The organism is Zymomonas mobilis subsp. mobilis ATCC 10988 (assembly GCF_000175255.2).
In the GTDB taxonomy this organism is placed as follows: domain Bacteria; phylum Pseudomonadota; class Alphaproteobacteria; order Sphingomonadales; family Sphingomonadaceae; genus Zymomonas; species Zymomonas mobilis.
This window is the reverse complement of the sequence record NC_017262.1, coordinates 1,653,761-1,673,215: the sequence shown is the minus strand read 5'-3', so window position 1 is coordinate 1,673,215 and position 19,455 is coordinate 1,653,761. Positions and strand designations below refer to the sequence as shown.

The 19,455-nt window shown below is 47.9% G+C and carries 15 protein-coding genes; 10 read left to right on the top strand and 5 right to left on the bottom strand.

The genetic code is table 11. The features are described from left to right. Positions 1–92 precede the first annotated feature (92 nt). The 5 genes from ZMOB_RS07565 (at position 93) to ZMOB_RS07545 (ending at position 7,136) form a co-directional block, all read left to right on the top strand. On the top strand, positions 93–1,193 hold the full coding sequence (locus tag ZMOB_RS07565) for an asparaginase (protein ID WP_014501075.1): 1,101 nt from the start codon (positions 93–95) through the stop codon (positions 1,191–1,193). A gap of 461 nt (positions 1,194–1,654) precedes the next feature. After that, positions 1,655–2,815, top strand: coding sequence for a phosphoserine transaminase (locus ZMOB_RS07560; protein WP_014501074.1), 1,161 nt, complete (start codon positions 1,655–1,657; stop codon positions 2,813–2,815). Positions 2,816–2,886: 71 nt separating this feature from the next. After that, positions 2,887–4,470 (top strand): phosphoglycerate dehydrogenase, encoded by a 1,584-nt coding sequence (serA, locus tag ZMOB_RS07555; protein ID WP_014501073.1) that lies wholly within the window; start codon positions 2,887–2,889, stop codon positions 4,468–4,470. A gap of 196 nt (positions 4,471–4,666) precedes the next feature. Continuing rightward, entirely contained in the window at positions 4,667–5,782 is a 1,116-nt protein-coding gene (locus ZMOB_RS07550) for an ATP phosphoribosyltransferase regulatory subunit (RefSeq protein ID WP_014501072.1), read from the top strand. 64 nt (positions 5,783–5,846) lie between these two features. Continuing rightward, positions 5,847–7,136, top strand: coding sequence for an adenylosuccinate synthase (locus tag ZMOB_RS07545; RefSeq protein ID WP_014501071.1), 1,290 nt, complete (start codon positions 5,847–5,849; stop codon positions 7,134–7,136). A gap of 89 nt (positions 7,137–7,225) precedes the next feature. Here ZMOB_RS07545 and ygfZ read toward each other — a convergent pair whose 3' ends face one another. Then, positions 7,226–8,050, bottom strand: a complete 825-nt coding sequence (gene ygfZ, locus ZMOB_RS07540; protein WP_014501070.1) for a CAF17-like 4Fe-4S cluster assembly/insertion protein YgfZ — start codon at positions 8,048–8,050, stop codon at positions 7,226–7,228. 43 nt (positions 8,051–8,093) lie between these two features. Between ygfZ and ZMOB_RS07535 the strand changes: the two genes are divergently transcribed. The 5 genes from ZMOB_RS07535 to aroC all read left to right on the top strand — a co-directional run bounded on the left by ZMOB_RS07535 (position 8,094) and on the right by aroC (position 14,028). Continuing rightward, on the top strand, positions 8,094–9,434 hold the full coding sequence (locus tag ZMOB_RS07535) for a dihydroorotase (protein WP_014501069.1): 1,341 nt from the start codon (positions 8,094–8,096) through the stop codon (positions 9,432–9,434). 447 nt (positions 9,435–9,881) lie between these two features. Next, positions 9,882–10,823 (top strand): DnaJ C-terminal domain-containing protein, encoded by a 942-nt coding sequence (locus ZMOB_RS07530; RefSeq protein ID WP_014501068.1) that lies wholly within the window; start codon positions 9,882–9,884, stop codon positions 10,821–10,823. Positions 10,824–11,115: 292 nt separating this feature from the next. Beyond that, positions 11,116–12,126: a YihY/virulence factor BrkB family protein gene (locus tag ZMOB_RS07525; RefSeq protein ID WP_224452970.1), complete on the top strand. Its 1,011-nt coding sequence runs from the start codon at positions 11,116–11,118 to the stop codon at positions 12,124–12,126. 22 nt (positions 12,127–12,148) lie between these two features. Further along, entirely contained in the window at positions 12,149–12,955 is an 807-nt protein-coding gene (gene fabI, locus ZMOB_RS07520; RefSeq protein WP_011241440.1) for an enoyl-ACP reductase FabI, read from the top strand. Next, positions 12,952–14,028: a chorismate synthase gene (gene aroC, locus ZMOB_RS07515; RefSeq protein WP_014501067.1), complete on the top strand. Its 1,077-nt coding sequence runs from the start codon at positions 12,952–12,954 to the stop codon at positions 14,026–14,028. Before fabI ends, aroC begins: the two co-directional genes overlap by 4 nt. Before the next feature lie 78 nt (positions 14,029–14,106). Here aroC and ZMOB_RS07510 read toward each other — a convergent pair whose 3' ends face one another. From ZMOB_RS07510 to ZMOB_RS07495, 4 genes are all read right to left on the bottom strand, one after another. Further along, complete coding sequence (locus ZMOB_RS07510) at positions 14,107–16,587, bottom strand: TonB-dependent receptor (protein WP_014501066.1); 2,481 nt, start codon at positions 16,585–16,587, stop codon at positions 14,107–14,109. A 263-nt stretch (positions 16,588–16,850) separates the two neighbouring features. Then, the gene (locus tag ZMOB_RS07505; RefSeq protein ID WP_014501065.1) at positions 16,851–17,390 is read right to left on the bottom strand and encodes a L,D-transpeptidase family protein; all 540 of its coding nucleotides are present in this window, start codon (positions 17,388–17,390) and stop codon (positions 16,851–16,853) included. Positions 17,391–17,512: 122 nt separating this feature from the next. Beyond that, positions 17,513–18,276 (bottom strand): IS5 family transposase gene (locus tag ZMOB_RS09930; protein WP_099045773.1). Its coding sequence is split into 2 segments (ribosomal slippage): positions 17,513–17,943 and positions 17,943–18,276, totalling 765 coding nucleotides; the frame shifts between segments, so codons are not numbered across the junction. Between the two features lie 120 nt (positions 18,277–18,396). Further along, a complete protein-coding gene (locus ZMOB_RS07495) occupies positions 18,397–19,413 on the bottom strand; it encodes a zinc-binding alcohol dehydrogenase family protein (RefSeq protein ID WP_014501064.1) in 1,017 nt (338 codons plus the stop codon). Positions 19,414–19,455: the final 42 nt, after the last annotated feature.

Sequence of the window (19,455 nt, the reverse complement as noted above, 5' to 3'; positions counted from 1 at the left end):
TTGATTTTGTCGGAGTAGTCTCTCTATTCATCATGCAAAAAGTGACGCTTTATATTAACAGTTAACTTTATAATCTGTAACAGGGGCGTCCGATGATGATTTTTAAAATCCCTGTTAAGGCCTCTTCTGCTGCGGCCTTGGCAATATGCATGATGATGGGGGCTACTCCGGCGATATCTATGAATAATCAGGTTCATTCAATTCAGACGTTACCGCGCATTTTAGTTCTGGCAACGGGCGGCACGATTTCCGGCAAGAAAAATGGAATGTCCGAAATCGGCTATAATGCAGGCGGCGTTACTGGAAAACAGCTCGTTGAAGATATACCGGAATTAGCTAAACTCGCTGAAATCAATGTCGAACAAATTGCCAATATCGGCTCGCAAGATATGAATGATGCGATATGGCTGCGTTTGGCCAAGCGCATCCAAGACGCCGTCGCCCATAACGAAGCGGATGGTATTGTGATTACCCATGGCACCGATACCATGGAAGAAACCGCCTTTTTCCTTGATACGGTTATTCGCACCGACAAGCCGATTATTCTGACAGGCGCCATGCGCCCTAGTACTGCCATTGGTGCAGATGGTCCCGCCAATTTATATGAGGCGATTGAAGTCGCGGCCAACCCCAAGGCCAAAGATCATGGCGTCATGATCGTCATGAATGACACTATTCATGCCGCCAGATGGGCAAGCAAAACCCACACAACCGCCGTCGAAACCTTTCAGTCCATCAATGCAGGGCCTATCGGTTATGTCGATCCGGCTTCGGTGCGGTTTATTGAGCCGAAAAAACAGCCTGTCCCAAGCTATGGCCTTCCGACGACTGCGCCTTTGCCTGCGGTCGAAATCCTTTACGCCCATAGCGGTATGGGGGCTTCAATTATCAATGATCTCATCAAAACGGGCGTGAAAGGCATTATTCTTGCCGGTGTTGGTGACGGGAATAGTTCAAAAGAAGCGATGGCTGCCCTCAATCTTGCCGTCAAACAAGGCGTGATTGTTGTGCGTTCATCCAGAACCGGATCAGGCTTTGTGAATCGCAATGTCGAGGTCAATGATGACAAAAACGACTTTGTTGTCTCTTATGATCTTTCGCCCCAGAAAGCACGCATCCTTCTTCAGATTTTAATAGCCAATGGCAAAAACAAACTTTCTGATATCCAATCTGCATTTGAAGCTGGTTTTTAAAAATTGATCGGCCTCGGCTCATTTTAAGAAAATCTTACGAGCCTGATTGAATGGGATTCGTCTTTTTCGATCAGGCTTTTGGGTGGCAGCGCGTTTCATTTTAAAGATTTTCTTTTCATTAAAATAGAATAAAAAAGAATTACTAAATAAAATGCCATTTCAGAGTTAAAAATAATTTATTTCAAAAAATAACAACATATTTTTAATGCTAAATAGCAATATTATGCTTCAATTTAATATTTTTTATTTTTAATTTTTCAAATTTTAATTTCATCAAAAAGTTATTTTAGAATTTTAAAGCGGTTATTCCTCGTAGAAATGAAGATTTTCATTTCTATGACCAATAAAATAATAAACTATTCGGCTAATCAGAATTGACCAAGGTCAGAATCTCCTTAGAAAGGTGAACGGGCCACGCTGTCCCAACGCAGCGCGTGCTCTCTGTGAGGAGAGTTTTATTTATGACTGATTATTCTGTTCGTCCGACGGTCAAACCAAACCGTCCACAATTCTCGTCTGGCCCCTGTGCGAAACCGCCAGGATGGTCTCCTGAAAAATTGGCATTAGGCTCTTTGGGGCGTTCCCATCGCGGTTCTATAGGCAAAAGTCGCCTGCAATATGCCATTGAACTGACCCGCAAAATATTAGAAGTGCCTGATAACTATCGGATCGGTATTGTTCCGGCTTCTGATACCGGCGCGGTTGAAATGGCAATGTGGTCATTATTGGGCGCAAGACCTGCAACCGTTTTAGGTTGGGAAAGTTTTGGCCTCGGTTGGATTACCGATGCCGTTAAACAGTTGAAGATCAATCCGACTGTTTTAAAAGCGCCCTATGGTGAATTGCCGGATCTGTCCAAGGTCGATCAGTCTAATGACGTCGTCTTTACATGGAACGGGACAACCTCTGGTGTCAAAGTCCCGAATGGTGACTGGATTAAACCAGACCATGAAGGCTTGATGATTGCCGATGCAACCTCGGCCTGTTTTGCCCAGCCGCTGCCTTTTGAAAAACTGGATGTTATTACCTTTTCTTGGCAGAAGGTTTTAGGGGGTGAAGCGGCGCATGGCATTATTATTCTTAGCCCGCGCGCAGTCGAACGGCTGGAAAGCTATACACCAGCATGGCCGTTGCCCAAAATCTTCCGCTTGACCAAGAATGGCAAGCTGGATGAAGCCATCTTTAAAGGCAGCACGATTAATACCCCCTCCCTTTTAGCCGTTGAAGATTATATCTGGGCGCTGGAATGGGCTGAAGAATTAGGCGGTTTATCGGCCTTGATGGCGCGTTGTAACAAGAATGCTGCCACATTGGATACATGGGTAGAAAAAACCGACTGGATTGAACATCTGGTGGCTGATCCGGCTATCCGTTCCAATACCAGCCCTTGCCTGAAATTCTCAGATAAAGCCGTGGCCGGTCTGGATGATACTGCCAAAGCCGCTTTGGTAAAAAAATTGGCAGGCTTATTGGAAGCCGAAGGGGCTGCTTATGATATCGCAGGCCACAGAGACGCCCCTCCGGGATTGCGCGTCTGGTGCGGTGCCACGGTAGAAGCCTCGGATATCGCAGCGCTGACGCCTTGGCTTGATTGGGCTTGGGCTCAAATCCAGAAAGACTAATTCCCTTCCAATAATGTGAAGATGACGCTGCCTGCGCCATGGCGCAGGGCAGTCGTCGGGAGATTCCTGTTATGACCAGAGTTTTGATTTCCGATAAAATGGATCCTCGTGCCGCCGAAGTCTTTCGTGAACGCGGCGTTGAAGTCGATCAGATTACCGGCCTGTCCCCTGAAGAACTGAAGAAAATCATCAATGACTATGATGGTTTGGCCATTCGTTCGGCAACCAAAGTTACCAAAGACATCATTGCCGAAGCTAAAAATTTAAAGGTCATCGGCCGCGCGGGCATCGGTGTTGACAATATTGATATTCCAGCAGCCTCGGCGGCGGGTATTGTTGTCATGAATACCCCTTTTGGTAACTCGATCACTACCGCGGAACAGGCCATTGCCTTGATGTTTGCTTTGGCGCGTCAAATTCCCGAAGCCAATGCCTCGACGCAGGCAAGCAAATGGGAAAAGAACCGATTTATGGGGGTCGAGGTTTCTGGAAAAACCCTTGGCTTGATTGGTGCTGGTAATATTGGTTCGATCGTCGCCGATCGGGCGGTTGGTCTTAAAATGAAGGTCATTGCCTATGACCCATTTTTAACGCCGGAACGAGCCTTGGAATTGGGCATTGAAAAGGCTGATCTTGAGACGCTGCTTCATAAAGCCGACTTCATTACCCTGCATGTGCCTTTGACCGATCAGACCAGAAATATTCTGTCTCGCGAAAATCTGGCGAAAACCAAAAAAGGCGTCCGAATTATCAACTGCGCCCGTGGCGGCCTGATTGATGAAGAAGCCTTGAAAGACGCTTTGGAATCCGGTCATGTTGCCGGGGCAGCTTTGGATGTGTTCTTGAAAGAACCGGCCAAGGAAAATCCGTTATTTGGCGTTCCTAACTTCATCGCCACGCCACATCTTGGTGCATCCACCACCGAAGCACAGGTCAATGTTGCTATTCAGGTTGCCGAACAGATGGCTGACTATCTGTTGACGGGGGGTGTTTCCAATGCCCTGAATATGCCGTCCCTTTCAGCCGAAGAAGCCCCAAGGGTTAGACCCTATATGGCTCTTTCCGAACAACTGGGTCGTCTGCTCGGTCAATTGGAAGGCGATAAGATCAAATCAGTTTCGATCGAAGTCGAAGGCGCAGCTGCCCATCTTGACCAAAAACCAATCACCAGTGCTGTCCTTTCTGGCTTGATGGGTGTGTATTCCCAGTCAGTGAATATGGTTAATGCGCCCTTCCTTGCGCGTGAGCGGGGATTGGATGTCCGCGAAATCCGTCATGATCGCGAAGGTGCCTATCATACCTTGATACGGGTCACTTCGCGCGATGATAAAGGACAGGAAAAATCAGTTGCAGGAACCCTATTTGGTTCCGAAGGCACAAGACTGGTTGAAATTTTTGGCATCAAGGTCGAAGCCAATCTAAGCGGCGATATGCTGTATATCGTCAATGATGATGCCCCCGGATTTATCGGTCGGCTTGGCACCCTTTTGGGTAAAGCCGGTGTCAATATCGGCACTTTCCATCTGGGTCGCCGGAATACGGGCGGGGAAGCCGTGCTGTTATTATCGGTCGATTCGCCTGTTACGGCTGGGAAAATGGCGAAAGTTGCCGAATTATCCGGCGTGCGTGAAGTGAAATCGCTCCACTTCCTGTAAAATTATCAGGATAACGGATATAATTTTGGCAATATCAGGCCTGATATTCCTCCGATTGAGTAAATTATATCGGGAATATCGGGTCTGATATTCAAAAAATATGTCATGAAACGGTTTTTACGTAAGAAACAGGGTGGAATGTTGTCGCAACATGATTAGAAAGACCTTTGTCCTGATAATAAAAGCTTTTTGATCAATGACGATAGCGCATGGTTTGCTCCCCGAAGGATTACGAGACCGCCTTCCCCCTCAAGCTGAAGCAGCTTCCCGCTTGCTGCATCATGTTATTGTAGCCATCAACCGGCATGGTTATGAACGGGTATCCCCGCCTTTAGCTGAATTCGAAGAAAGTTTGCTTGGCCGTCTAAAATCGGCACGCAAGCAGGATTTGTTGCGTTTTGTTGACCCTGTATCACAACGCAGCTTAGCCCTTCGCCCTGATATCACCGGACAGATAGGCCGGATTGCAACGACCCGTTTAAATCACCGTCCGCGGCCTTTACGTTTGGCTTATGGTGGTACGGTCATGAAATTGCGGGCAACCCAGCTGCGCCCCGAACGGGAATTGATGCAGGCTGGTGCCGAATTGATCGGCAATGATTCCGTTGCTGCCGTCATTGAAATATTGGGCATGGCCGTTGAAACACTGAAAATTGCCGGTGTGAAAGAGATCAGCATTGATCTGACTTTGCCTGATCTGGTCGAAAGACTGGCTGACACGACCTTGCCGATAGACGCTTCAAAGAAAGAGAAACTTTTCGCTGTCTTGGATGCCAAAGATGCAGGTGGCCTGAGTGAGCTTGATGCAACGGGCTATCGGCCTTTGTTAGAAGCCGCAGGACCTTTTGACGAGGCGATTAAAAAATTACAGCCCATGGCTGAAAAACTGGGTTTTGCTGACCGCTTGGAAGCCTTGAAAACTATCCGGGCCTCCCTTGATCCGTCAGTTCATGTAACCCTTGATCCGACTGAACGGCATGGTTTCGAATATCAAACATGGATCGGCTTTTCGTTATTCGGTTCCGGTATTCTCGGTGAAATTGGGCGCGGTGGCAGCTATACCATCATTCATCAGGATAAACGCGAAGAACAGGCCGTCGGCTTTTCTCTTTACATAGATCCTTTGGTCGATGCCGGTTTGGGGCAGAAAAAATCCAGAAAACTGTTCTTGCCGCTTGGCCATGATCCAGAACAGGCTCGCGCTTTTCGTCAAGAAGGCTGGATTACGATTGCCGCCCTTGATGAAGAGGATGACCCTGTCCGTCATCAATGCACAGATATTTTAACAGGCGGTCATATCAAGCCGCTTTGATTTTCCGCGATTCTTGAGGCGCGAAACCCGCGCAAATAAAGCAACCAGCAGGAGCAAGAAAAATATGGCCAATGTTACGGTCGTCGGTGCCCAGTGGGGTGATGAAGGCAAAGGCAAGATCGTCGACTGGCTCGCCGAACGAGCCGATGTCGTCGTCCGCTTTCAGGGCGGTCATAACGCCGGCCATACCCTTGTCGTTAATGGTGTTACCTATAAATTAAGCCTGTTACCTTCGGGCGTAGTCAGTGGCACCTTATCGATCATTGGGAATGGTGTGGTCATCGATCCGTGGCATTTCCGTGATGAAATGGAACGCCTGAGAAAACAGGATGTCGTTATCACGCCGGACACTTTGGCGATCGCTGAAACCAGCCCGTTAATTTTGCCGCTGCATAGCGAATTGGATGGCTTCCGCGAAGATCGTTCCGGCGACAAGAAAATCGGCACGACCCGTCGCGGTATTGGCCCCGCTTATGAAGACAAAGTAGGCCGCCGCGCTATTCGCGTTTGTGATCTTGCTCATATCGACGAGATCGGTTCCCGCCTTGATCGCTTGATTGCGCATCACAACGTTTTGCGGAGCGGTTTTGGCAAGCCGCCTGTTGATCGGGAAAAACTGGTCAGTGATTTGAAAGAAATCGCCGGTTGCATTCTGCCTTTTGCCAAACCGGCATGGCGGATTCTGGCTGATGAGCAGAAGAAAAATCGCCGTATCCTGTTTGAAGGTGCACAGGGCGTGATGCTTGATATCGATCACGGCACCTATCCTTATGTGACCTCCTCCAATACCATTGCAGGATCTGCAGCGGGCGGTTCCGGTATGGGCGCTTCGGCTGTCGGTTTTGTTCTCGGTATTGCCAAAGCCTATACGACCCGCGTCGGTGCAGGGCCTTTCCCGACCGAATTGGATGATGAGGTTGGCCAGACTTTAGGTGAACGCGGTCATGAATTTGGCACGGTCACGGGTCGTCGCCGTCGTTGCGGTTGGTTCGATTCCGTTCTGATGCGCCAATCTGTTGCCGTCGCCGGTATCACGGGTATTGCTTTGACCAAGCTTGATGTTTTGGACGGTTTTGATGAAATCAAAATCTGCACCGGCTATAAAATCGGTGACAAGGTTTATGATTACCTGCCGCCTTATTACAAAGATCAGGCAGCGGCCAAACCGGTTTATGAAACCATTGAAGGCTGGAAAGAATCTACCGCCGGAGCCAGAAGCTGGAGTGAACTTCCAGCACAGGCGATCAAATATATTCGTCGAATTGAAGAACTGATTGAATGTCCGATTACGCTGGTTTCAACCAGCCCTGAACGTGAAGACACCATCTTGGTGAAAGACCCGTTCCTCGGTTAAAATAGCCTATAACGAAAAAAGCCGGAAATTTTTTCCGGCTTTTTTTATATCTGGTTGAGACCATAAAAAACTGACAAAGGCTGAAGCCGTCAAGAATGGGCTTCTGCCAAGGCCTCTTTCAACCATTCAGGGGTTATGACCTCTTGGTCATCGGGTAATTTATTCCAATCAGCGACACGCAGCAGCATAACAGCCAACTTCAAATCGCTATAGTAAATCCGACATTTGTCATCGTCTAAGGGATGATCTGTCTTGATAACCGCCAAGCGACGATTGATCTTTTGCCGCCAATTCATTCTGGCAGTATTTTCCTGACCAACGTAACAACCCTTGGTAAAGCTAACGCCGTTTAATTCGCGGGCATTGGCTTCCAACCATAAAGTTTTATCCAAGCCTAATTCAGCTTGGCCTTCTGTCACGCCCCATGCCAGACGGTGTTTTTTCCAGATAGCTTCCGCCGATGGCTGGCTATCGGTGGCAGGCTGTAACCAACGAAAGCCTAATTCAGATAATCTTGGGTCAGAAAAAGAGGATATCGCCTGATTTTCAGGCGGTTTCAATGACCAATGCACGGCAATCGCAGGATCAATTTCAATACGGATAGCGCGCCGCAATCGATAAAGGGTTAGTCGTCGGATTAAATTATCCGCAATCGCCGATTCACAGTCTATCAGAATCGAGCTACCCTCTGCCCATAGGATAAAGTCATATAAGACTTTTCCTTGCGCCGTCAGCAAGGCCGACCATAGGGGCGCCCCCTTTTCCAGCAGAAAGACATCCTGTGTGACAAGTCCTTGTAAAAACTCAAAGACTTCTGATCGAGACTCTTCTGCTATCGGGGATAGGCGGATAACAGACCGGTCAGCCAATAAAGTGGCATTATCCGGCATAGCAAGGTTGTTTGCGGCACTCATAATAGGATAATAAAAAACTGGCAGACAAAAAGGAAGGCCACTGATGCTTTATGATCTGATTTTAAAAGGTGGAACGATTTTTACCCCCGGTGGGCTGATCTCGAAAGATATTGCTGTAAAAAATGGCAAGATTGCCGCCCTCGGAGAATTTGAAAAGCATCAAGCCGATGCCTGTTTGGCCTGTGATGGGCTAACGATTTTGCCAGGTGCGATAGATACGCAGGTGCATTTCCGCGAACCGGGTTTGGAAGGTAAAGAAGACCTTGAAAGCGGCAGTCGTGCGGCAGTGCTGGGTGGCATTACCGCTGTTTTTGAAATGCCAAATACCAATCCACCAACAGACACCGCCGAGGCTTTGGCTGATAAACTAGCCCGTGCCAAAAATCGGATGTGGTGCGATCATGCCTTTTATATCGGGGCGACCGCCCATAATTTTGATAAATTGGCCGGATTGGAAAGCCTGCCCGGATGCGCCGGCATCAAGGTTTTCATGGGATCATCAACGGGTAATTTATTGGTCGATGATGATGAAACGCTTCTTTCTGTTTTACAATCGGGACGGCGGCGCGTTGCAATTCATGCTGAAGATGAAGCCAGACTAAAAGAAAGGCAGCCTCATCGTGTAACCAATGATCCGTCATCCCATCCGGTTTGGCGCGATGACGAAACGGCGATGCGAGCCACAAAACGTATATTATCTTTGGCTCAAAAAGCAGGTCGCCCGATTCATATTCTTCATGTCACGACCCCTGAAGAAATGGCCTTGATCGCGCTCCATAAAGATATAGCCAGCTGTGAATTAACGCCGCAGCATCTCACTTTGGCAGCGGAAACAGCGTATCCAGAATTGGGTAGCTATGCCCAAATGAATCCACCTATCCGTTCTGGAAAACATCAGGCCGGATTATGGGATGCCTTGCAGCAGGGTATCGCCGATGTCATCGGTTCCGATCATGCGCCGCATACTATTGAAGAAAAGCAGCGCCCCTACCCTCAATCACCCAGTGGGATGCCGGGGGTTCAAACCTTGCTGCCTTTAATGCTGCATCATGTCGCCGAAGGTCGCTTGAGCCTTGCTCGCTTGGTTGATCTGGTATCTTATGGCCCACAACGATTATTTGGCCTTTTGAATAAAGGTCGGATTGCTGTCGGCTATGATGCCGATTTCTCTATTGTCGATATGAAGGCTTCTTGGGTTGTCGAAGAAGAATGGCTGGCCTCTAAATGTGGTTGGTCGCCTTTTTCTGGAAAGCAGCTAAAGGCTAAACCGGTCGGCACCGTTATTCGCGGACATCGCGTAATGTGGGAAGGTCAGCTTTATAGTGAAGCGATAGGTCGCCCGTTACGTTTTCAGGATAGTTTACGGAATGAATTGAAGAAATAGAGGCCGTTTCTTTTTCAAGGCCAGTTATAATAGCTTTAAATTCTGTTGTAACTGGCCTGATATTATCACCGGCAGGCTCTATTTTTAGTTAAATTTATAATCAAGCGGCCTGTCGCTTATCGTGATAATAAGATTTCACGGGAATAGTTTCGATTTTTTCACAACAAAGCGCTTAGTTAAAAAATCCGAAAAAATCGAATGGCTAGAGATTTATTTTCAAAGTAAAAATTATTGCCGTGATGAAGTGATTTTTAAATTTTGTTCCAATCATTTTATTTTTAAAATATTATCTAGATAAATATGATTCCATCTTTTTGTTTATCCTTTTAATATTCTGACAAAACAGCTTTTTATGATCAGCCCCCTTGCGATTTTAAGGGGACATACACATTTATGTGGCATATTTGCTACATGAATGATTTCAGATAGAGTGGGCTTAAAGACATTATGGCTGATCTTTACGAAAAATTGGGAGTAACGCGAAACGCGGATGAGGCGGCTATTAAAAAAGCCTATCGCTCTCTGGCAAAAAAATACCATCCAGATCACAACAAGGATAACCCTCAAGCAGCGGCGCGTTTTTCCGAAGTATCGGCTGCCTATGATATTTTATCAGACAAAGAAAAACGCGCCCAATATGATCGTGGGGAAATCGACGATCAGGGTAATCCGCGCTTTAACGGGGGCGGTTTCGGTGGATTCCAAGGCGGTGCCGGTGGGGGTGGCCGCGGCGGCGGTGGCGGCTTTGGCGGTTTTAACTTCGGCGGCGGTGGCGGCGGCGACTTCGGAGATATCTTTGAAGGTATTTTCGGCGGTGGCGGTGGCCGATCACAGCGCGGCGGTTTCGGTGGGCGGGCAGCCCCCAAAGGCAGTAACAATCTTTACCGCCTGAAAGTGCCTTTTGTTGATGCTGCTACTTTACATCCTCAACGGATTACCTTGGGAGATGGCAAAACAATCGATTTAAAATTACCGGCAGGGGTCGAAAACGGCACTCAAATGCGGTTAGCTGGTAAAGGCCAACCGGGCCCTGGTGGTGCCGGTGATGCGATTGTCACGATTGATATTCAGCCTCATGCTTTCTTCCAGCGTAAGGGCGACGATATTACCTTGAATCTGCCGATTTCTTTGGCTGAAGCGGTCGAAGGCGCCAAGGTAAAAGTCCCGACGGCTGAAGGCGCTGTGATGGTATCGGTTCCAGCTGGGGCTAGCTCCGGCAAGGTATTACGCCTTAGAGGCAAGGGTTTTCATAAAAAATCAGGTGGACGCGGCGATGAGCTGGTCACTTTGATGATTACGATTCCTGAAAATGATAGCGATTTGAAGCAATTTGTCCAAAAATGGGGTGGCAAAGAGGCTTATAATCCAAGGTCAGCTTTAGGCTTGTAATCTTTACCTTCGTAGATTGTATTTTATTTATTAAGGCTGGCCTTTTTAGGTCGGCCTTAATATTTTTAGGCCTCAAAAGAAAAATCCACCCATAAAACAAGATATATCTGAAGGTTATCCGATAAAAACAGATTCCCTTTCGACAGCTATATTATCCTTTCGCTATCCCTTTGGGGATAGTTCCTCGCCTGTTGCCCAATAACGCTATTGAAATAAGTTTTTTATTTTAGCACCGCTGCGGCGTGATTAACCCTTGTTTAATGATGAGTGTTAAGAGACCATGCCCGCAATTATGACAGAAGCAACACGAAAAAAATCGCCTTTTCATAAAAAGCGAAAAAGATATGCGGCCTTTTTCAGAATTATAAAACAGGTCGCAAGCGGCGTTATCAATAATGGTTTTCCGCATGCCGGTAACTTTGCCTATATGGCTTTGTTGACCCTTTTTCCTTTCATGATTTTGACCATTATTGTTGCCAGTACGATTGGGCGCGGTGCCGCTGGTTTTGCGGCGGTGCGTTCTTTTCTTTCCGCCTTGCCACCCAATGTTTCCAGCCAATTAAGTGGTCCTATTTTTCAGGTTCTTTCGACGAAATCAGGCTCTTTGATCTGGTGGAGTGCATTAGTCAGCCTGTGGTCTGTTAGTGGTTTCATCGCCAGTATTCGGGAATTACTGTATCGCACCTATCATATGGAACCGCCGACCGAATTTATTCGCTATCGCTTAGGTGCTATGGCGATCAATATTGGCGCGGTTTTAATGATGTTTATCATCCTGTCTATTCAGGTGTTAATTGCAACGCTCCAAAATGTTTTTTCGCAGCGCTTTGGATGGGTGATGGAATATGCCAAGGCCGCTTTGCCCCATATCAGCCTTTCCGATAACCATAGTCTGATAGATCAGCTTAATCTGATCGGCTTGACTAGCGACCGAATCCACGCATTTTTTGAACATATTACCATTCTGTCGATCATTTCCCGTGTCATTTCCGGCGGGTTATTATTTGGCGCGCTTTACGTTCTGTTTTACTCCATTACACCACCGCAATATCGAAAAGCCCGCTATTATAAATGGCCGGGGGCTTTTTTGACCGCCTTTTGGTGGCAGATGGTGAGTATGATTCTCCCTATCGCGCTCAATAATATGTTGGATTATAACCGCAGCTATGGTGGACTTGCTGGTTCCGTCATAGTTTTGATCTATTTCTGGATCATTGGACTAGGCTTGGTTGTGGGCATTCATTTGAATGCGACACTGGCATTTGACAGGGTGGCCTCTGTTGCCCCAAAAAGTAGCCAATAATTTTTGATAAATGAGGAATGGTATGGCCGGATTGATGGATGGAAAAAGAGGACTGATCATGGGGCTTGCCAATGATCGTTCTTTGGCATGGGGTATTGCCTGCGCATTGAAAGAACAAGGCGCAGAATTAGCTTTCACCTATCAGGGTGAGGCCTTGAAAAAGCGGGTTCAGCCTCTTGCTGAAAAGCTGGGTTCGGATATCCTGATCGACTGTGATGTCAGCGATATGGCGGCGATTGATACCGCCTTTGCCGATCTTGCAGAGCGTTGGCCAACGATTGATTTTATTGTTCATGCTATCGGCTTCTCCGACAAGAATGAGCTGCGTGGTCATTTCTCGGATACCAGCCTTGAAAATTTCCAGACGACGATGACAATTTCTGCTTACTCCTTGATCGCAGTAACCAGAAAAGCCCGCGATATGATGCCGAATGGCGGTAGTGTTTTGACGCTGACCTATTATGGCGCAGAAAAAGTCATGCCGAATTATAACATCATGGGTGTTGCCAAGGCGGCTTTGGAAAGCTCTGTCAAATATCTGGCTGCTGACCTTGGTGATCGCAATATTCGGGTCAATGCTATTTCGGCAGGCCCCATTCAGACCATGGCTGCCCGCGGGATTGGTGATTTCTCTTATATTCTGAAATGGAACCAGCTTAATACGCCGCTGAAACGCACGGTTTCGATTGAAGAGGTCGGGAAATCTTCGCTTTATTTGCTGTCTGATCTCGCTTCGGGTGTGACCGGCGAAATTCATCATGTCGATGCCGGATATAACATTGTCGGCATGAAACGCATTGATGCTCCAGATATCGCGCTTGCCAAATGAGCTTTAACAGTTTCGGCCATCTCTTCCGTTTTACCAGTTGGGGGGAAAGTCATGGACCTGCCTTAGGTGCAGTCGTCGATGGCTGTCCTCCGGGATTGGAATTGTCTGAAAAAGATATTCAGCCTTTCCTCGATCGGCGGAAACCGGGTTCTTCCCGCTTTACGACCCAAAGACGGGAAGCAGATGCGGTTAAGATTTTATCAGGCGTTTTTGAAGGTCGGACAACTGGCACGCCGATTAGTCTGATGATCGAAAATACGGATCAACGTTCCCGCGATTACAGCAATGTAGCGCAGCAATACCGTCCAGCTCATGGTGATTTTGCCTATGATGCCAAATACGGACTGCGTGATTATCGTGGTGGTGGACGCTCTTCCGCCAGAGAGACTGCCGCCCGTGTCGCAGCCGGTGCTGTTGCTCGATTGGTGATCTCTGAAGTTAAAATTCAGGGCTATCTAGTTGAATTAGGTGGCGACAAGATCGATCGTCAAGCCTTTGATGAAGCTGAAATCAACAACAATCCTTTCTTTTGCCCTGACAAATCGGCGGTAGCGAGATGGGAAAAAATTGTTGATGAAGCAAGAAAAGACGGCAATTCCGTTGGGGCTGTTGTCGAATGTGTTGCCTTTCATGTCCCTGCTGGATGGGGCGCCCCCCTCTATGCCAAGCTGGATTCAGAATTAGCAGCGGCTTGCATGGGCATCAATGCGGTGAAAGGGGTCGAGATCGGCGATGGCTTTGACGCCGCTCGATCAACAGGGCGCGACAATGCCGATGCCCTTCGCCCTGCCGACCAAGGCGATGGGGTCAAATTTCTGTCCAATCATGCAGGCGGCGTTACCGCAGGCATTGCAACAGGACAACCGGTAGTTGTCCGCTGTGCCTTAAAGCCGACTCCTTCGATTGTGTCGCCCCTGCCCTCGATCAACCGCGAGGGCGAAGCGGTCGAAGTGGTGACCAAGGGTCGTCACGATCCTTGCGTCGGTATTCGGGCGGTGCCTGTTGTCGAAGCCATGATGGCTTTGGTTTTGGCAGATCAGAAACTTTTGCATCGCGCCCAGACAGGTCGATAATCTTTTCCCAATTTGATAACAAAAAAGCCGGAGGCCTTAAGACCTCCGGCTTTTTTTAATCATCCGTTAGATAAAATATTAAAGGCCGCGTTTCAGTGTAATGAAGAAACGACGTGGTGCGCCACCCTGCAAATTCTGAGTAAGGTCGCTTCCGCTGGCGACGAAGCCATTAGCACCAATGGTCGAGACATAACGCTGCCCCGTCATATTGGTGACGTTACCAATGACCGTCCAACCCTTCATATAAGGCACTTCATCACCGAAGTGATAACCGATAGCGCCGTTCAGAATATATTGTCCCGGAACATGGACGTTATTCACAGCATCGGCCAAGCGATGAACCATGAAGGTTCCGCCGACCCGCATCAACAAGTGATGATCGTCATAGACGATATCCGCTTTAAACATGTTGCGCGGAATACCCTGAACCCATTTATGCTTGGTATCATAAAGAACCGAGCCATCTTGGCCGGTGATATTATTAGCATAGGTGGCATGGGTATAAGAGTAGCTGGCCAAGAAGGATAACGGCCGCAAAATGCGATACATCGCCGTAACATCAACACCATAATTTTTAATGCCGCCGACATTATAGACATTGATCGGGGCATTGGCGCTTTTCGTCGAAGTCGCCAGCAAATTATTGGTTATATAGCTGTAATAAGCGGCAACGCTCGTCTGGAAACGACCTTCATGATACCGCATACCGATTTCATAATTGGTCGATTTTTCAGGACGCAATTTATGATTGCTAGATAAGCTGTTGAAATTAGCCTGTGAAGTCGCTGCCAACAGATTGGCATTCATCGCCTGCATATTTTCGGAATAGTTGAAGAACAAATCAATGCGGCTGTCAGGTTTCCACAAGATACCGAATTGCGGCAAGAACCAATCGGTTGAATTCAGCTTGCCAACTGCGCGGTTGTAATCGGCAAGATTACCAGCAGCTTTGTTCTGGCTGGTCGTCTGGAAGCCTTTCCAACCACCGGACAAGGTTACTTTACCAAAGTCCATCCGGTCAGACACATAATACATGGTCGTTTCGGAACCGATAGTATGCGCCCATTGTGAGCTGAAAGGATTACGCTGATAATGGAGAATATTACGGGAAGGCCCGCTTTCATCCCCAGCCAGATCATAATAATCGGTGGCCTGATGGCTGACACTGGATTCATACCAGCCGCCCGCTTCTAAATGGTTTTTGAAGACCGAGAAATCATGATCCCATGCGACATGACCCGTTACCCCACCACGATTTTGGGTAGAGGTGACGCCCATAAGGGAAAGCGAAGAACCGCCCGGCGTTGCGACATAAGGATTATACATCAAATCCTGACCATATTCGCGGTTATAATAACCGGTCAGGTCAACACTGATTTCCTTGGTAACGTGGCGTTTGAAATGCAAACCACCGATATAGTCACGTCTTAAGGTCGAAGCACTATAATAGGTGTCATTAACTGAATTATAAGGCGACGGATAAGCATTGCTGCCATTTTGATAGGCCGTAGCCATCTGCTGAGCAATGTCCCAATTATGGGTATAATCGGTATCGGTGCCTAATCGCTTTTGCATGTCATAACTACTGGTCATGTAGTTATTTTCATTCAGATTGGCATAGTTAAAGAAGACCCCGACTTCGCCGTCATAGCCATCATGCAAATCCTGCGTGATCTTGGCATTGACCTGATGTTCTTTTTCTTTACCCCAGCCGCGGCTTTTGCCGCTGGTCAGATAACCATAGCTGAAAGAACCGCGTAAACCATTACCTGTAATATCGCCGGTTTCTACACGGACAAAACCGCGCCATGTATTATTGGAACCGTAGGTGCCTGATCCAACGATATCGAGTTTGTCACCCGGACGATGGGAAGCAAACTGCACCGAGCCGCCGACATTGTTGTTAGCAGCCAAGCCCAAGCTGCCGGTCGTGGAGTTGACCGTCACACTGTCGATATTTTCAGGCATAATCATCCGGTTGATCGACAGGCCGTTACTGCTGTCCATCATGTTACCGAGCGGCACACCATCAATCGTAAAGCCGATCTGATCCTGTGAGAAACCACGGATATTGAGATTGCTGGATTTTTCATCCAAGCCAAAAGAATCCGCCGACTGGAAATTGACACCCGGCAAGGTTGCCATAACACTAAGGGCAGACGTCCCCGGGGTCATCCGGCTGAAATTGTCTTGCGTGATGGTCATTTGCTGGCGCGTCTGGCCAAAACCGATATTCGCGATATCATCACGTCCGACACGACGGCTGATTAAACCGCCAGCACCATCATCTTTTGCACGGGGTTGGGTTACATCCTCTTTCCGAAGCAAAGGTTCATTGGGGATCGGATGGGAAGCGGAAACAGCCGTTGGCGTACGTCCCCGTGTTCCGGCACCCGTCGTGGCCGCAGGGGCTGGGTGAGCGGCAGCCGATGGTTGGTTGCCTTTCAAGGCCTGCGTGGAACCATCCGGTCTTTTATATTGAACCCCCTGCGCGTAAGCGGATTGCACACAAGCAAGAAGGGCAGTACCTGCCAGTAACTGACAAAAATATCTTGTCATTCATCCTCTCCTTTACTGCAATAAGACCGGATTTTTCCGGTTCCTGCAGATATTCTTTTAGTCTTTTTATTGTATCCAAGAGAATGGATGGATGACATTATCAGGCCACCCCATTTCATTCCCCCGATAGATAACCGAAACGTCCTGTTCTGTAGGCTATATTAGCGAAAAAGCAAAAGCCTAACAGCGAACAAAATGTCTAGTGACAATTTGTCATAAAGCTGTCTGTCATCTCTACATAGCCGTTATAAGGCTTGATAGCTTTAAAATATCTTAAGGCTATCCCCTAATTGCAGTCTAACAAGCAGATTCTCTAGAAAATCTGGCATAACAGCCACACATCCCGCTGTTTTTCGACCTAAAATACGACAATGCAGGAAGATTGCACTGCCTAAATCGGGAAAAGCCGGCCGATCGTTATAGCCCAGCGTGATAATAATGTCATAAAGAGCGTCATTGCGCCACAAAGACTCAGCCGATCCTGAGAATGGTAACGTAACCGGTTGGTTATAACAGCCATATCGGCTGTCATCACACCAGCCATCATCAGGGCGAATCCAGCGCCACGGAATTTTAATATCCTGTAGATGAAAAGACGGAGAATCCACGCAAGAAAAACGATCAGGACGTAACAACGCCCCTCGAACAGGCCAACAACCTAAAGGCGTTTTGTTGTCCCCTTCCCGTTTTTTATCAGCCGCGATAACGCCGTTTTTTCCTAATGCGCATGACGTCTGATAGCGCCGTCCGTCTCGTTCTTCGGTTAAAATGCCCGATTGGCTATCAATGTAAATTTCTACCATTAACGGATAGCCTATACTGCTAACCGGATAAGATCACAGATGATTATCAAAAGACTAAAGAATATATGAGAAAAGGGCTTCAATGATCGGGTAAAAAAACAAGGTGGCATTAGGCTCAGGACTCATTCTTTGAGATAGAAGATGAAACTTGCTGCGATATGGATTGCTGACATGAATGTGTGAGCGCACCGGTCGTATCGTGTTGCGACACGCCGCCAGTCTTTGAGCTTTGCGAACATATTTTCGATGAGGTGACGCTTTTTATACAGATGCCAGTCGTAAGGCGGCTTTGATTTCCGGTTCTTCTTCGGCGGAATACAGGCGGTGATATTCCGGTCTGCGAGAGACTGTCTGATTTTATTACTGTCGTATCCCCGGTCCCCGAGAATTTCTTGTGTTTCTTCCGGCAGATTTGCCAGCAGAACATCCGCGCCTTTGAAGTCACTGACCTGACCTGCGGTCAGATGCAGCCGGACAGGGCGGCCCTGACTATCGCATACAGCGTGAAGCTTTGAGTTCAGTCCGCCTTTCGTGCGTCCGATATGGCGGGGAAAAGCCCCTTTTTGAGCAGGGAGGCCGCTGTCCGGTGTGCTTTCAGATGTGTTGCATCGATCATCAGACGCTTCGAACGGCCTGCCTGCTCCGTCAGGGCGACGAAGATCCGGTCAAAGACACCCAGGCGGCTCCACCGGATAAACCGGTTGTATAAAGTCTTGTGCGGGCCATACGCTTTCGGGGCGTCTTTCCACTGAAGGCCGTTGCGGATCACGTAAACGATCCCGCTCAGGACACGACGGTCATCGACACGCGGCACACCATGCGCCAGTGGAAAAAACGGCTTAATCCGTTCCATCTGGTGCTCAGACAGCAAAAACACGTCACTCACAGCTTCACCTCCATCGGTAAACCTGTGAATCACAACAGCCCGCTCAACTCAAGAAATTAACAGGTCCTGAGCCTAAAGTGAATGCCACCTTGAAAGACGCCTCTGGGCTAGGAAGTTATGTTAGAAGCCTTCTAAGACGATTTTACCTCTGGCATGGCCGTCTTCAATGAATTGATGGGCTTGTTTCAAATGCGCGGCGTTAATCACGCCCCCATTTTTCGCCAGCGTTGTCCGAATACGCCCTTCGTCTACAAGACGGCTGACTCTGTTTAAAATACGATGCTGTTCAGAAAGATCGGCAGTTTTAAACATAGAACGCGTAAACATAAATTCATAATGCAGCGACAAAGATTTGGCCTGAAAGAGCGCGATATCAATATTGCCCGGCTCATCAATCAGAGCAAAGCGGCCTTGAGGTGCCATCAATTCGGCAGATTCTGCAAAATGCTGTGCCGTATGGGTCGTTGAAAAAACAAAAGAAGGCGCATCTAGATGAAGTGCCTCTATTTGAGCAGGTAAAGGCTTGCTATGGTCAATAACATAATGCGCCCCCATTTCGGTAACCCATTCACGGCTTTCCGGCCGTGAGGCTGTGGCAATAACGGTTGCATTACTTAACTGACGGGCTAGCTGGATAGCGATTGAACTAACCCCGCCACCGCCGCCAATAATCAAAATGACAGGCTTCATTCCAGCAACTGGCATATTGATATTAAGCCGATCAAATAAGACTTCCCAAGCGGTCAGCGTCGTTAAGGGTAAAGCCGCCGCTTCTGCCCAATTAAGGCTTTTCGGTTTTTGACCGACAAGCTGTTCATCCACCAACTGAAATTCTGCATTACTGCCGGAGCGGTCGAAAGCCCCTGCATAAAAAACCTCGTCACCGACCTTAAATAACTCGGCATCACGCCCTGTCTCGACGACAACACCAGCCGCATCCCATCCCAGAATTTTCCATTCTTCGCCTGTCTTCGGAGGCATTTTCTGTCTGACTTTGGTATCGACGGGATTAACAGAAACGGCTTTTATCTCGACCAATAAATCACGGCCTTTTGGTTTTGGTTTTGGAATATCAATATCCACCAATGCTGCCGTTTCAGTGATCGGTAACGGCTTTTGATAACCTATGGCGCGCATAATCAGCTTCCTTTTGTGGTTTAAGGTTATCAATATCCTCAC